Origin of the sequence: Pyruvatibacter sp. (genome assembly GCF_040219635.1) — a bacterium.
Classification (GTDB): Bacteria; Pseudomonadota; Alphaproteobacteria; order CGMCC-115125; family CGMCC-115125; genus Pyruvatibacter.
On record NZ_JAVJSC010000009.1, the window covers coordinates 336,080 to 350,348 of the forward strand.

11 protein-coding genes are annotated in these 14,269 nt (G+C 60.8%); 5 read left to right on the top strand and 6 right to left on the bottom strand.

Annotated features, from left to right (window positions below; all coding sequences use genetic code 11):
• Both RIB87_RS13810 and panD read right to left on the bottom strand, forming a co-directional pair.
• Positions 1 to 474 carry a hypothetical protein gene (locus RIB87_RS13810; RefSeq protein ID WP_350147658.1) on the bottom strand — a complete coding sequence of 158 codons (474 nt, stop codon included), beginning with the start codon at positions 472 to 474 and terminating at the stop codon, positions 1 to 3.
• A 26-nt stretch (positions 475 to 500) separates the two neighbouring features.
• Positions 501 to 857, bottom strand: coding sequence for an aspartate 1-decarboxylase (gene panD, locus RIB87_RS13815; protein WP_350147660.1), 357 nt, complete (start codon positions 855 to 857; stop codon positions 501 to 503).
• A 267-nt stretch (positions 858 to 1,124) separates the two neighbouring features.
• On the opposite strand from panD, the gene RIB87_RS13820 reads away from it, so the two are divergent.
• Genes RIB87_RS13820 through RIB87_RS13830 form a run of 3 tightly spaced genes read left to right on the top strand, consistent with a single transcriptional unit; the run spans position 1,125 to position 4,245 of the window.
• On the top strand, positions 1,125 to 2,036 hold the full coding sequence (locus RIB87_RS13820) for a mechanosensitive ion channel family protein (protein ID WP_350147662.1): 912 nt from the start codon (positions 1,125 to 1,127) through the stop codon (positions 2,034 to 2,036).
• Positions 2,033 to 2,914, top strand: coding sequence for a magnesium transporter MgtE N-terminal domain-containing protein (locus tag RIB87_RS13825; protein ID WP_350147664.1), 882 nt, complete (start codon positions 2,033 to 2,035; stop codon positions 2,912 to 2,914). Before RIB87_RS13820 ends, RIB87_RS13825 begins: the two co-directional genes overlap by 4 nt.
• Positions 2,911 to 4,245 carry a magnesium transporter gene (locus tag RIB87_RS13830; RefSeq protein ID WP_350147666.1) on the top strand — a complete coding sequence of 445 codons (1,335 nt, stop codon included), beginning with the start codon at positions 2,911 to 2,913 and terminating at the stop codon, positions 4,243 to 4,245. The genes RIB87_RS13825 and RIB87_RS13830 overlap by 4 nt, the downstream gene beginning before the upstream one ends.
• A gap of 80 nt (positions 4,246 to 4,325) precedes the next feature.
• Here the strand turns inward: RIB87_RS13830 and rpoD are convergent, their stop codons facing one another.
• The 3 genes from rpoD to RIB87_RS13845 form a co-directional block, all read right to left on the bottom strand.
• Positions 4,326 to 6,374 (bottom strand): RNA polymerase sigma factor RpoD, encoded by a 2,049-nt coding sequence (gene rpoD / locus RIB87_RS13835; protein WP_350147668.1) that lies wholly within the window; start codon positions 6,372 to 6,374, stop codon positions 4,326 to 4,328.
• A gap of 279 nt (positions 6,375 to 6,653) precedes the next feature.
• Positions 6,654 to 8,531: a DNA primase gene (dnaG, locus tag RIB87_RS13840; RefSeq protein ID WP_350147670.1), complete on the bottom strand. Its 1,878-nt coding sequence runs from the start codon at positions 8,529 to 8,531 to the stop codon at positions 6,654 to 6,656.
• Positions 8,532 to 8,585: 54 nt separating this feature from the next.
• Positions 8,586 to 9,035: a GatB/YqeY domain-containing protein gene (locus RIB87_RS13845; protein WP_350147672.1), complete on the bottom strand. Its 450-nt coding sequence runs from the start codon at positions 9,033 to 9,035 to the stop codon at positions 8,586 to 8,588.
• Between the two features lie 373 nt (positions 9,036 to 9,408).
• On the opposite strand from RIB87_RS13845, the gene carA reads away from it, so the two are divergent.
• On the top strand, positions 9,409 to 10,626 hold the full coding sequence (gene carA, locus RIB87_RS13850; RefSeq protein WP_350148222.1) for a glutamine-hydrolyzing carbamoyl-phosphate synthase small subunit: 1,218 nt from the start codon (positions 9,409 to 9,411) through the stop codon (positions 10,624 to 10,626).
• Positions 10,627 to 10,637: 11 nt separating this feature from the next.
• Here the strand turns inward: carA and RIB87_RS13855 are convergent, their stop codons facing one another.
• Positions 10,638 to 10,928: a putative endonuclease domain-containing protein gene (locus tag RIB87_RS13855; protein ID WP_350147674.1), complete on the bottom strand. Its 291-nt coding sequence runs from the start codon at positions 10,926 to 10,928 to the stop codon at positions 10,638 to 10,640.
• Positions 10,929 to 10,961: 33 nt separating this feature from the next.
• Here RIB87_RS13855 and carB point away from each other — a divergent pair, with 33 nt between their 5' ends.
• On the top strand, positions 10,962 to 14,216 hold the full coding sequence (gene carB / locus RIB87_RS13860) for a carbamoyl-phosphate synthase large subunit (RefSeq protein WP_350147676.1): 3,255 nt from the start codon (positions 10,962 to 10,964) through the stop codon (positions 14,214 to 14,216).
• The last annotated feature ends 53 nt before the right edge of the window (positions 14,217 to 14,269 follow it).

Here is a 14,269-nt window from a genome sequence, read left to right on the forward strand (position 1 = left end):
TCACTCAGCCAAAACCGTTTCAGACGTCCAACTGATTTCAACCGCCTCGGCAGCAGCGTCGTTCAGAGGGATCAACTCGGACACCCAGCACTCCTGCATGTAAGGCAGGTATCCTGCGCACCGGGCTTTGAGTTCTGCTAACAGAGCCTCGCGCGTGGGCGCGCCACAGGTCACGGTTGTGAAGTGTATTTCGGTGACCAGCACGCCCATGACACCCGCCCAGCCTCCCCCATCGCAGGCAGCCAGCAGATAACAGTCTTCGGGGTAACCGCTGCTTTTGACGCAGGCAGCAAGTGCGCACGACACAGCCTCCGCGGCGCGTTCAGCCCGGCAGGATTCAAAAGCTGATTCAGGGGCGTAAGCCGCTGCGTAGGCAGGCTGGGGAAGCGGTACATCCTCAGCCACCGCCGCGCCGGCCAAAGACATGCCCAGCAGCACGCAAACAACAGTGAACACACTGCAAAGTCGGGTCATCAAGCGGCCTCCGGCTACATCAAACGTCAGGCCGCAGTCTGAACCTCATTGCCGTCGCCAAGCAACACAACAGATGGCGAATAGTTGCGGGCCTCTTCAGCCTCCACCTGCGCATAAGCTGCAATAATCACCTTGTCGCCAACACATACCTTGCGTGCGGCAGCCCCGTTGAGCGCAATCACCTTGCTGCCCCGCGCGCCTTCAATGATGTAGGTCGTGAACCGCTCGCCATTGTCGATGTTGTAAATGTCCACCTGCTCGTTAGGCAGCAGCCCGGCCATATCCATAAGATCACGGTCGATGGCGATTGAACCTTCGTAGTGCAGGTCAGCGCCCGTTACCGTGGCACGGTGCAGTTTGGCCTTAAGCATGGTCAGCAGCATGGGGGAACTCCCGGCGTTTTATCTCGCACATGCGAAATAACGCTGCGGGTTGTACATCCCGCCTGACTGCAAGTCCAGCCAAACGCTGGCCGCCATGAGGCAATCATCGTTGCCTTGATTGCCGGTGATCGGGGCGTCCCTTCTCTCCTGACGACACCGGCCATGTGCATATTTTGCAACCCGCACCTGCATGGCCACAGATTGCGCCAGGTCGTGAATCGCGCAACGGTAGGCTCTCTCAAACCGCCGACCTTCAAAGGATACCGGATGCAGAACGGCATATTTGCCTGGGCAGAAGCGCTTGAAACCGCCACGCGGGATGTACTCACGCAAGTCTTTGCCTATGTACCGCAGCTCGCGGGTGCCTTGCTGTTACTCCTCATCGGCTGGCTGACCGCGCGCATTACCCGGCTGGTGCTGGTGCGTGGTACAGGTGCTGTCGCCTCGGCGCTGGGGCGCATCGCCCCTGCCCCTGTCAGCCGCAGACTGTCGCCGTCGTCCCAGGCGGTCACGATTGTTGGTCAGATCGGATTTTGGGCCGTGCTGCTGCTTTTTATTACGGCTGCCGCTGAGGCGGCCGCATTGCCCATCCTCTCTGCCTGGCTCGACCAGATTGTTGCCTTCATGCCGCGCGCATTGGCGGCAGGCGTGGTGCTGCTCGTGGGTTACATCCTGTCAGGTGTCGCGCGCGATGCCGTAACCGCACCGCTTGTCGCTGCGGGTCTGGCACAAGCCCGCTTCGTGGGTGTGGTAGTGCAGGCAACAGTGCTGGCGGCCAGCGTCATCATCGGTGTCGCGCAAATTGGCGTTGACGTTACCTTCCTCACCATCATCACGGCCATTGCCCTGGGGTCAGTGCTGGTGAGCTTCGCCGTTGCGTTCGCCCTTGGTGCCCGCGACCTGGTGGCCAATCTCATCGGCATTCAGCAGATGCGAAGCCGGTTTGTGCCCGGGCAGACCGTGCGGCTGGACAGCACCGAAGGGGAAATACTGGAGTTCACTCCTTCCGCAGTGGTGCTGGATACCGATGCCGGAACCATGACCATTCCCGGCCAGCGTTACAGCGCCACCAGCACATTGCTGCTGCCGCCCAAACCAATACAGGAGCAACCAGACAGCGCCGTCTCGTCAGGCACGAGGAACACTGGCAGCAGCACAAGCAAGAGCACAGGCGCATGAGTGTAAATCCCGCCATTGCGTTTCAGTTTGCAAACCGTCACCCGACAGCCGCCGCTCGCGTACTTGAACGTTTGCCCCTCGACGACATCACCACATTCTTTGATGGCCTGAGCGCAACCCGCGCCGCACCCATTTTGGCTGCAATGCCAGTGTCCGTTGCCGCCGCCTCGCTGGCTGATATGACGACGGATCACGCGGCTGCAATCCTGCGCGCCATTCCATTTCAAAACGCCGTACGTTTGTTGCGGCTCGTAGCGCCTGCCCCGCGCGCAACCCTGCTGTCAGCCCTGCCCGCGAGCCGCGCCCGTCAAATAAGCCATGCCCTTCAACTTGCGCCAAACTCCGTCGGTGCCTGGACCGACGGGTCGCAGCCTGCGTTTGCCCGCGCCCGCAAGGTGGCGGAATGTCTTGATATTCTCAAAACAAGCCGCGCCCGCGCTCCGCAGGCCATTTATGTGGTGGACGACCATCGCCACGTTCTGGGCGAACTGCATTTGCTTGATCTGGTGCGCGCCCCGCGCGACACGCTGGTGGCAGACCTCAAACTTGCCCCCGCCGCCACCCTGCCAGCTACGCTGCCGGTTGCCAGTGCGGCGCTCGACAAACGCTGGGCCACCCACGATGTGCTGGCCGTCACCGCCCGCTCAGGAGAGCTCATTGGCGGGTTCAGCCACCGCGACCTGATCCGGTCAATGGCAAGCCTCACCGGCGCAACGCCACAATCAGCCACCAGTGACCCCATGCTTGCAGGGCTCGTAGGCGCGTATCTCGCAACCCTGGAAGGCCTGACCGGAACACTGTTGCCGGATGCGGTACCCGCACCATCCCCCGGACGACCACACCTCACCCGCGACCCGGTGGCAGGAGGCCGCCAATGAGAACCACATATTCAGGCCATCATACCAGCCATGACGCAAGCCATGCCATCAGCCAGCTCACCAAGCGCTATCTGCTGGATTTCCCCGCAGAGGCGGCCCATGAGCTTGAAGCCCTTGAGACCATCGAGGCCGCGACCAGCCTCAATGGTCAGAACGCAGACGTTCTGATGCATGTCTTTGGTTACCTGACCCCGCACCATGCCGCCGATCTGCTGCTGGCGCTTGAGCCTGATGTTCAGCATGGCCTGCTCAGCGAAATGCCCCCCGGCGAGGCCGCCACCATTGCAGGCCAACTGACCGAAGATGACCGCATGGCGCTGTTTGCCGGGCTCAACGAAGACATTCGCGCCGACCTTGAACGCACAATGTCGTATCCCACTGACTCAGCCGGGCACATGATGGATACGCATTTTGCCGTCTTCCGCCAGACCGACACTGTTGAACAGGCGCTGGAAACAATCCGCCAGAAACGCCTGCGCACCACCCGCAGTGTATTTCTGGTGGATGATGCCAACCGCCTGACCGCCCGCGTCACGGTTCAGGATCTCGCCGTCTCGCGCCCGTCCGAACCTCTGCACGATATTGCCATACCCGTTGTTGCCAGTGTCGATGCCCTGATGCCGCGCGATCAGGTGGCTGACGTGGTGGATAAAACCCACGCCGCCGACCTGCCGGTGACCGATTTTGACGGTCGCGTTATCGGCATGCTGTATCACGACAAGCTGGTGCAGGCCGTAGCTGAAGACGCCACCGCCGACCTGCAGACCATGGTGGGCGCCAGTGCCGACGAGCGGGCCTTGTCGCCGCCGCTGTTTGCCGTGCGCAAACGCCTGCCATGGTTACAGATCAACCTGCTGACCGCCTTCATGGCGGCGGCCGTTGTCGGCATTTTTGAAGAAACCATCGCCGCCTTCACAGCTCTCGCCGTGCTGCTGCCGGTGGTCGCAGGCCAATCCGGCAACACCGGCGCGCAGGCCCTCGCCGTCACCATGCGCGGCCTCGCCTTGCGCGAAATCTCCCTGCGCCAATGGAAGCGCGTGATGACCAAGGAAGCCGTCGCCGGTTTCGTCAACGGCCTTGCGGTGGCTGCCACCTGCGGCATTGGCGTTTACCTGTGGAGCGGATCACTGGGCCTTGTCGCCGTCATCATGTCATCAATGGTGATGGCAATGGTGATGGCAGGCCTCGCCGGTGCCGTCGTGCCCATCGTGCTGACGCGCCTTGGTCAGGACCCTGCCACCGCCTCCAGCATCATCCTCACAACGGTGACGGACATAGCGGGGTTCTTCTCGTTTTTGGGGATTGCGACACTGCTGATGGCGTTTTTGTAAAAACCGCTGCGCCATAAACGCAAAAGCCCCGGAGGTGACCATCACCTCCGGGGCTTTTGATATCTGAAACCAAACCCGCCCTAGTTATCCAGGAACGACCGCAGTTTCCGCGACCGGCTTGGGTGCTTGAGTTTGCGCAGCGCCTTGGCCTCGATCTGGCGGATGCGTTCACGGGTCACTGAGAACTGTTGCCCTACTTCCTCCAGCGTGTGGTCGGTGTTCATGCCGATGCCAAAGCGCATACGCAGCACGCGTTCCTCGCGTGGTGTGAGAGACGCCAGCACCCGCGTTGTGGTTTCGCGCAGGTTGGACTGGATCGCTGCGTCAATCGGCAGGACGGCGTTCTTGTCCTCGATGAAGTCACCCAGATGGCTGTCTTCCTCGTCGCCGATGGGCGTTTCAAGCGAGATTGGCTCTTTGGCGATCTTCAGAACCTTGCGCACTTTTTCAAGCGGCATGGAGAGCTTTTCGGCCAGCTCTTCCGGCGTCGGCTCACGGCCGATTTCGTGCAGCATCTGGCGCGACGTGCGCACCAGCTTGTTGATCGTCTCGATCATGTGCACCGGAATACGGATGGTGCGGGCCTGGTCGGCGATCGAGCGCGTGATCGCCTGACGAATCCACCACGTGGCATAGGTCGAGAACTTATAGCCGCGACGATACTCAAACTTGTCCACCGCCTTCATCAGGCCGATATTGCCTTCCTGAATAAGGTCGAGGAACTGCAGGCCGCGGTTGGTGTATTTCTTGGCGATGGAAATCACCAAACGAAGGTTGGCTTCCACCATCTCCTTCTTGGCGATGGCAGCTTCGCGCTCGCCTTTCTGCACGGTGTTGACGATGCGGCGGAACTCGGTGATTTCCACACCAGTTTCCTGCGCCAGACCCTGGATTTCCGTGCGGATGTCCTTGACGCTGTCGCGCTCCTCACCGACGAAGTCTTTCCAGCCCTTGCCCTTGAGGCGGCCCACACGGCGCGACCAGTTGGGATCAAGCTCGTTTTCAAAATACTGCTTGAGGAACTCACCGCGCGGCACACCATGGCTTTCAGCAAGTCGCATCAACTGGCCTTCAAGGCTCACCAGACGCTTGTTGATGGCGTAAAGCTGCTCAACCAGAGATTCAATACGCGCATTGTTGAGCTGCAGGCTCTTCACCTGCTCAACAATTTCAGCGGTCAGCTTGCCCAGCCGCTTGATCTGCGCGGTGGACAGATCACTGTTGGCAAGGCGCGCTTCCACAAGCTGGTCCTGCAAACGGCGCAGTTTCTTGTAGTCCTTGGCAATGCCGTCAAAAATATCCATGACCTGCGGACGAAGCTCGGCTTCCATGGCCGCAAGCGACAGGTTGGCCCCTTCGTCCTCGTCTTCATCATCATCATCGTCCGGCGCAACGGTGGCATTGCCGTTTTCATCCAGCTTGCGGGCGTCCGTGTTGTCCTTGATCGCAGGCGCGCCGGGGGCCGACGGATCACCGGGAATGCCAGGCGATCCGGGCGGCACGGTCTTTTTGGCGTCCGGCCCTGCAAAAGTCGCATCAAGGTCGATGATGTCGCGCAGCAGAACCTTTGCCTCGTTCAACTCATCGCGCCACATGATGATGGCCTGAAAGGTCAACGGGCTTTCGCACAGGCCCGCAATCATCGTCTCGCGGCCAGCCTCGATGCGCTTGGCGATGGCAATTTCGCCTTCGCGCGACAGCAACTCCACAGAGCCCATCTCGCGCAGATACATCCGCACCGGGTCGTCCGTACGTTCAAGGGACGAGGTTGTGCGTGTGCCCGCAGCAACCGCCGTTGTTTTCTTGGCGGTTGTCTCAACAGCAGTGCCGGTTTCAGCAGGCGCGCCGTCGTCATCATCGTCGTCGTCGCCGTCTTCGGTGTCTTCGTTTTCAACAACCGTGATGCCCATCTCCGAGAGCATCGACAGCGTATCTTCGATCTGCTCCGACGACACTTCCTCAGACGGCATCACTTTATTGAGTTCGTCATAGGTGACCACGCCGCGCGCCTTGGCGGCCTTGATCATCTTTTTAACGGCCGCGTCAGACATATCGAGGAGCGGGCTGTCCGCTCCGTCTGACATTGCTTCTGTTTCGGTTTCTGCTGCTGCCGCCGCTTTGCTCGCCATGGGGTCGTGCCGCTCCTAAACGCGTCCCGATATGAGGCACCGAGTGCCGCCACTACCGGGAAGGTCATGTTATGCCGAACGCCCGACACGGCCTGCCAGAAAGGAGGCCGGGCCAAGCGCCCAATTCAAAAAATGCCGACGCCGCCAAAACACCTGGCAACCCCGACAACAAACCGCGAGCAATCAGCGTGCCGGTTGGGGTCGCTTTTGCCCCACTCCCGGTCGATCGCGCGTGCCCGCGTCAAATCTCCTGTCGCGCAGGATGCCCCCTAAAATGGGTCACCCCGCCCTGTCGTGCGACTGCTGTTGAAGCATCAATCGCTTGATCTCCAGCAGTCGCGCGCTGTTCTCCTCGCTTGGGTCCACCTCGAACTCAGCCTCGGCGCGGGCCAGATCGGCTGCATAGCCGCCCGCCGCACACTCCTTCAACGTAGCCTCAAAGCCTTCCGCGACAACCGCAGGATCCGCATCGCCACGCGAAAAAGTGACTGTTTTCAATGCCGTATCAGACAATAGCCGATGCGCCACATGGCTCAACCCGTGAGTTTCCAAGTGGGTGTGCAGCGCTGCCCTTTCAAGCACAGTCTCGTGATGGTCCCCTCGCGCCGCTACATCTATGATTTCATTAAGCAAACTGTCAAGCGACGGGTCTGCAATACTGATCCCCGCAAGCGTCTCCGCATGGTCTGCCACCAGCCAGGGATGATTGAGCACAGTCAGCACCAAAAGTTCCTGCGCCCGGCTGGCGGCAGGCGCAGAGCCGCGCCCCAACGAACTACGCATCAGCGACGGCGTGGCACCAAAGGCTGAACGACGCGTCCGGGCGCCGACAGATCCGTTTTTGCGGGCCGCCGCCCGATCGTTCCCGCGCCGCAAAGCGCCCTGCGCGCCGCCAAGATATGCCTGCAATTGCTCTTCAAACATCTGCGCGTAATGTTCACGCACCGCCTCGTCGCGGATTTGCCGCGGTAGCGCCCGGATGGTGCGCTGAAACTCGGCCCGTCGCTCCGGCGTATCAATCCGCCGCCCGGTCACTTCCTTTTCCCACACCACTTTATAAAGCGGCCGCGCCTGCGCGATGACATCCCGCATGGCATCAGCGCCCTGCGTCTTGATGAGATCATCCGGGTCTTTGCCGTCGGGCAAAAACGCAAACCGCACCGAGTGGCCGGGCTTGAGCACCGGCAGCGCCCGTTCAGCCGCACGGTATGCCGCCGCCTGCCCGGCGCGATCCCCGTCGAAACACAACACAGGCTCAGGCGCAAGCCGCCACAACAGGGAAATCTGATCTTCCGTCAGCGCCGTGCCCAATGGTGCCACTGCATGGGTCAGCCCCGCCTGCGCCAATGCGATAACATCCATGTAGCCTTCGGCCACCAGCACCGCCTGCGCATCAAACGCAGGCTTACGCGCGCGGGCAAAATTGTAAACAATCGAGCCCTTATGAAAAAGCGGCGTGTCCGGACTATTCAGATACTTTGCAGGTACATCTGCTGAAAGCGCCCGGCCACCAAACGCAATAGTGCGCCCGCGTGCGTCACCAATGGGAAACATGATGCGATCACGGAACCGGTCATAGGGCTCGCCAATGCCTTCACTATGAATGACCAGCCCGGCTTCCGCCATCTGCGCATCTGTAATGTTGCGCGCCTGCAGGTGCCCGCGAAGGGCCTGCCGGTCTGCGGGCGCATAACCCATGCCGAACTCGGCTATGGTCGCAGCGTTTAACCCGCGACGCTCAATATAGGCCCGCGCTTGCGCCGCCTGGCCACCTTTGAGCTGATCCCTGAAAAACGCATCCGCCATTTCCATGACGTCGATCAGGCCCGCGCGCTTTTGCTCGCGTTCCATGTCCTGCGGTGTGGCCTTGGGCAACTCAACTCCCGCCTCCCCTGCCAGCCGCTCAACGGCTTCGGGAAACGACAAGCCTTCGGTCTCGATCAGCCAGCCAAAAATGTCGCCATGCTTGCCCGACGAAAAGCAGTGATAAAACTGCTTTTCATCGTTCACAAAAAAGCTCGGCGTCTTTTCCTTGTTGAACGGCGACAGCCCGGCAAACTCACGCCCCTTGCGCTTGAGCCCCACCTTGCGCCCAACCACCTCCGACACGCGGATACGCGCGCGGATTTCGTCCAGCAGTTGGTCTGAATAGCGCATGGCGGCAATGATGCGGCGGACAGGCGGGCGGAGTCGAGGGGCTGAGTGGTCCGCCTAGCTCAACAAGTCCTTCACCGCCTTGCTGGCCTGGGCAAAATCCATCTGGCCCGCATATTTTTCCTTCAGTACGCCCATGCATTTGCCCATGTCCTTGAGGCCCTCGGCACCGAGGTCGGCAATGACCTGCCTGCAGGCGGCATTCACTGCATCATCGCCAAGCTGGCGGGGCAAGAATCCTTCAATAATGGCCAGTTCCTCACGCTCCTGCGTGGCGAGCTCAAGACGTCCGGCCTCTTCGTACATGTCCGCTGATTCGCGGCGCTGCTTCATCATCTTGGCGAGGATCTGGAGGATTTCGGCATCGCTCACCGCATCCTTGCCCTCGCTGCGGGCATTGATGTCGCGGTCTTTGACGGCAGCCGTAATCAACCGCAACGTCGCCAGACGGCGCTTGTCGCCTGCCTTGAGAGCATCTTTCATGGCCGCATTGAATGTGTCGCGCATCGGTGCCGTGTCTTTCTGTTTGCAGGCATCAGCCGCGATCCCACTCAAAGTCACATAAGCGGAACCGCAAACACGATGTGGGCATGAAAGCCCTCAAAGGCAAATAGCATCCGCCCAGCGGCGCAGCGCCACAAGGCATTCTAAGCTATTGTTTTTAATACGTTTATCAGCCCATTTCACGGGTTGACGCGGGGCCGTGCCGCCGCTATTTTCCGCGCCAATTTGCGCATAGTTGAGCCTTTTTCAAGTCCCCAACCGCAAAACCCTGTTATCACTGCCGCGCGCTTCATTCAGATTCGCGGCCTTTTTTGCCCTCAAGGGAGCCTTCCTCATGGCTGAGCCCACACCCGACGCCCGCCCGCCCGTAACCGGGATGGGGGGAGTCGAGGCCGCGGGCACGCCCGGCGAGCACACCCAAGGCTGGGAACACGAAGACACCCCAACGACGGCCCGCGTTGTGCTGGCAGACGGCACGGTGTTTGAAGGCCATGGCGTGGGCGCAACGGGGGCAGCGCCGGGCGAAGTGTGTTTCAACACTGCCATCACCGGCTATCAGGAAGTGCTGACAGACCCCTCCTACGCGGGGCAGATCATTACGTTCACGTTCCCCCATATCGGCAATGTCGGCACCAATGCCGAGGATATGGAAACCTCCAACGACAATGCCGAAGCTGGCGTCATCGGCTGCATTCTCAAGGCCGACATCACCGAGCCTGCCAACTACCGTTCGACGCAGCATCTGGACGCCTGGCTCAAGCAGCGCGGCATCATTGGCATATCAGGTCTTGACACCCGCGCGCTCACCAATCTGATCCGCGAAAACGGTATGCCCAACGGCGTGATTGCCCACGCGCCGGACGGCGTATTCGACATTCCCGCTCTCACCCAACAGGCCAGGAGCTTTCCCGGCCTTGAGGGCATGGAACTGGCGGGCAAGGTCACAACATCCCAGCAATATGACTGGGACGAAACAAGCTGGGTGTGGGGCAAAACCTATGGGCACCTTGCCAGCGCCAAACACCATGTTGTGGCGCTGGACTTCGGCGCCAAACGCAACATCCTGCGCCTGCTGGCAGACCAGGGATGCGCGGTAACGGTCGTGCCCGCCACCTCAACCGCCGATGATATTCTGGCACTGAACCCGGACGGTATTTTTCTGGCCAACGGCCCCGGCGACCCCGCCGCAACCGCCGACTACGCCCTTCCCGAAATCAAGAAACTGGTGGATAGCGGCAAGCCCATTTTCGGCATCTGCCTTGGCCACCAGTTGCTGGGCCGGGCGCTGGGCGGCACCACCCGGAAAATGCATCAGGGCCACCACGGGGCCAATCACCCGGTAAAAGATTTTACCACTGGCAAAGTCGAAATCACGTCAATGAACCACGGCTTTGCCGTGGACGCAGCCTCCCTGCCCGACACCGTGACGGAAACCCACCGCTCGCTGTTCGACGGCTCAAACGCCGGCCTTGAAGCCTTCGGCGGCCGTGTATTCTCCGTCCAGCACCACCCCGAAGCCTCCCCTGGCCCCCAAGACAGCCACTACCTGTTCGCCCGCTTCGCAGACCGCATGGCGGAGGCAAAGGGCAAGTGACGCTTTCGCCTCTATGCCAAAGCCTGCGCCGTATCGAGCAGGGTCTGCCGGATCGAGCCGGGGTCGTTGCGGACCTGTGCGCCCGACAGCGACAGGACGCGCCAGCCGGTGTCGATCAGGCTGTCTGTACGCGGATCATCGGGGGCGGCGTCGAGCAGGATGGCAAGGCGGAGTTCGGCGCTGGCGAAGTCAGCATCAACACAGCCAGCAACTGCGCCTTCCGCAAAGCAATGCGGCTCAAGGCGGTAGTAGCTGAACATGTCCGCCAACATGCGGCGGGCGAGTATGTGTTCGTCAGTCATATTTCAAATCTAGTTCGCAAAGCCCGTTAAACCATGCCCAAACGTACCGACATTGAGAGCATCCTGATTATCGGCGCCGGGCCGATCATTATCGGTCAGGCGTGCGAGTTTGATTATTCGGGCACGCAGGCCTGCAAGGCGCTGAAGGAAGAGGGCTACCGGATTATTCTGGTGAACTCGAACCCTGCCACCATTATGACGGACCCGGAGCTTGCCGACGCCACCTATATTGAGCCGATCACGCCGGACATCGTCGAAAAGATTTTGCGCGTTGAAAAGCCTGACGCCATTCTGCCCACCATGGGCGGCCAGACCGCGCTCAACACAGCGCTGGCGCTGGCAGACTCCGGCGTACTGGACGAACTCGGCATTGAGCTGATCGGCGCCAACCAGGCGGCCATTGAAAAAGCCGAAGACCGGCAGTTATTCCGCGAGGCAATGGACAAGATCGGCCTGGAAAGCCCGCGCTCGCACATTGCCCACACGCTGGAAGAAGCCCTTGAGGGACTGGAGCAGGTCGGCCTGCCAACCATCATCCGCCCGTCCTTCACCATGGGCGGCACCGGCGGCGGCATTGCCTACAACAAGGAAGAGTTCACACAGATGGTGGCCTACGGGCTGGATGCGTCTCCCGTCACCGAAGTGCTGATTGAGGAATCCGTGCTGGGCTGGAAAGAGTTTGAAATGGAGGTCGTCCGCGACAAGGACGACAACGCCATCATCGTGTGTTCGATTGAGAACATCGACCCGATGGGCATCCACACCGGCGACAGCATTACCGTGGCCCCGGCGCTGACGCTGACCGACAAAGAGTTCCAGATCATGCGCAACGCCTCCATTGCGTGTCTGCGCGAGATCGGCGTGGAGACGGGCGGCTCCAACGTGCAGTTTGCGGTGAACCCCAAGGACGGCCGCCTTGTCGTCATCGAGATGAACCCGCGCGTGTCGCGCTCGTCAGCACTCGCCTCAAAGGCAACGGGCTTTCCCATCGCCAAGGTGGCGGCGCGGCTGGCGGTTGGCTACACGCTGGATGAGCTGGACAACGACATTACCGGCGCAACGCCTGCCTCGTTTGAACCGACGATTGATTATGTCGTCACAAAAATCCCGCGCTTTGCGTTTGAAAAGTTCCCCGGCGCCAAACCGCACCTGACCACCGCCATGAAATCAGTCGGTGAGGCCATGGCTATTGGCCGCACGTTTCAGGAAAGTTTTCAGAAGGCTCTGCGCTCACTGGAAACTGACTTTGACGGTCTGACCGAAATCGACGTGCCCGGCCTTGGCGAAGGCGACGACAAGAACGCCATGCGTGCGGCCCTTGGTCAGCCGACCCCCAACCGGGTGCTGACGGTGGCGCAGGCCATGCGCCACGGCCTGACAAACGACGAAATCCATTCGCTGTGCAAAATTGACCCGTGGTTCCTCGACCAGATCCGCGATCTGGTGAACACCGAAGCCCGCGTGATTGAGCACGGGCTGCCGACGTCCGACAAAACATTCCGTATGCTGAAGAGCAAGGGCTTTTCAGACGCGCGGCTGGCGAAGCTGGCTGGCAAAACAGAAGCCGAGGTGTCCGCCACCCGCCGCGCCATGGGGGTGCGGCCTGTTTACAAGCGCGTTGACACCTGCGCGGCTGAGTTTGCCGCCAAGACGCCATACATGTATTCCACCTACGAAGTGTCCGGCCCCTCCGGCTCGCCTGAATGCGAAGCCGGTGCGACCACTGCCAAAAAGGCCATCATCCTGGGGGGCGGGCCAAACCGCATCGGCCAGGGTATCGAGTTTGACTATTGTTGCTGCCATGCCGCGTTCTCGCTGGCAGACGCGGGCTATGAAAGCATCATGGTCAACTGCAACCCGGAAACGGTTTCCACTGACTATGACACGTCAGACCGGCTGTATTTCGAGCCGCTGACCACCGAAGACGTGATTGAGCTGATCACCGTCGAGCAACAGGCGGGCACGCTGGCGGGCGTTATTGTGCAGTTCGGCGGGCAGACGCCGCTGAAGCTGGCGCAGGCGCTGGAAGATGCCAACATCCCCATTCTCGGCACACCGCCGGACGCCATTGACCTTGCCGAAGACCGCGACCGCTTCAAGGCGCTGCTGGACGACCTCAATCTGCGCCAGCCCCGCAACGGGATTGCCCGTTCGGCTGAAGAAGCGCGCGTGATTGCCGAAACCATCGGCTATCCGGTTGTGATCCGCCCGTCCTACGTGCTGGGCGGACGCGCCATGGAAATTGTCCACACCACTACAGACCTTGAGCGTTACATGAAGGAAGCCGTGGTGGTGTCAGGCACAAGCCCCGTGCTTATCGACAGTTACCTTCGTGACGCCACCGAAGTGGATGTGGACGCCTTGTGCGATGGCAAGGACGTGTTCGTTGCAGGCATTCTGGAACACATTGAGGAAGCCGGTGTGCATTCCGGCGACAGTGCCTGCTCCATGCCGCCGTTCTCTCTGTCGCCGGAAATTATTGCCGAGATTGAAAAGCAGACCGCTGCCATGGCGCTGGCGCTGGGTGTCATCGGCCTTATGAACGTGCAGTTCGCGGTCAAGGACGGCGACATCTATGTGCTGGAAGTAAATCCGCGTGCCAGCCGCACCGTACCGTTTGTGGCCAAGGTGCTGGGTGCGCCCATTGCAGGCATTGCCGCGCGCATCATGGCGGGCGAGAGCCTTGCAAGTTTTGACCTGCACAAGCGCACATACGATCATATCGCGGTCAAGGAAGCCGTATTCCCGTTTGCCCGCTTCCCCGGCGTGGACACCATTCTGGGACCGGAAATGCGTTCCACCGGCGAAGTGATGGGCCTCGACAAGAGCTTTGGCGTCGCGTTCGCAAAAAGCCAGCTTGGCGGCGGCACCAAAGTGCCCACCAGTGGCACGGCATTCGTGTCGGTGAAGGACAGCGACAAGGACCGGATTGTGTCCCCCGCACGCGAGCTGTGCGACATGGGGTTCAAGCTGCTGGCCACCGGCGGCACGGCGCGGTTCCTCGAAGAAAACGGCGTGGCCGTCACCCGCGTCAACAAGGTGCTGGAAGGCCGCCCGCATATTGTGGACGCCATTACCAACGGCGACGTGCAGCTTGTGTTCAACACCACCGAAGGCGCACAGGCCCTGACCGATTCTGCCTCTCTGCGCCGCGCTGCCCTGCAAAACAAAGTGCCCTATTACACAACACTTTCCGGTGCGCTGGCCGCCACCCGCGCAATTGCCGCCATGCGCGGCGACGAATTGCACGTGGCGTCGCTGCAAAGCTACATGCCCGCGGCCAAGTGACGTCGCCGGTGTTAACTATTTGGGCGTTCACAGATATTGACGTGACCGCCGTT

Excerpts from the sequence above, each read along its gene's own strand:
- carB (WP_350147676.1), top strand. The coding sequence starts at position 10,962 with ATGCCCAAACGTACCGACATTGAGAGCATCCTGATTATCGGCGCCGGG.
- RIB87_RS13855 (WP_350147674.1), bottom strand. The coding sequence starts at position 10,928 with ATGACTGACGAACACATACTCGCCCGCCGCATGTTGGCGGACATGTTC.
- dnaG (WP_350147670.1), bottom strand. The coding sequence starts at position 8,531 with ATGCGCTATTCAGACCAACTGCTGGACGAAATCCGCGCGCGTATCCGC.
- carA (WP_350148222.1), top strand. The coding sequence starts at position 9,409 with ATGGGGGGAGTCGAGGCCGCGGGCACGCCCGGCGAGCACACCCAAGGC.
- RIB87_RS13845 (WP_350147672.1), bottom strand. The coding sequence starts at position 9,035 with ATGCGCGACACATTCAATGCGGCCATGAAAGATGCTCTCAAGGCAGGC.
- RIB87_RS13810 (WP_350147658.1), bottom strand. The coding sequence starts at position 474 with ATGACCCGACTTTGCAGTGTGTTCACTGTTGTTTGCGTGCTGCTGGGC.
- RIB87_RS13825 (WP_350147664.1), top strand. The coding sequence starts at position 2,033 with ATGAGTGTAAATCCCGCCATTGCGTTTCAGTTTGCAAACCGTCACCCG.
- RIB87_RS13830 (WP_350147666.1), top strand. The coding sequence starts at position 2,911 with ATGAGAACCACATATTCAGGCCATCATACCAGCCATGACGCAAGCCAT.
- panD (WP_350147660.1), bottom strand. The coding sequence starts at position 857 with ATGCTGCTGACCATGCTTAAGGCCAAACTGCACCGTGCCACGGTAACG.
- rpoD (WP_350147668.1), bottom strand. The coding sequence starts at position 6,374 with ATGGCGAGCAAAGCGGCGGCAGCAGCAGAAACCGAAACAGAAGCAATG.
- RIB87_RS13820 (WP_350147662.1), top strand. The coding sequence starts at position 1,125 with ATGCAGAACGGCATATTTGCCTGGGCAGAAGCGCTTGAAACCGCCACG.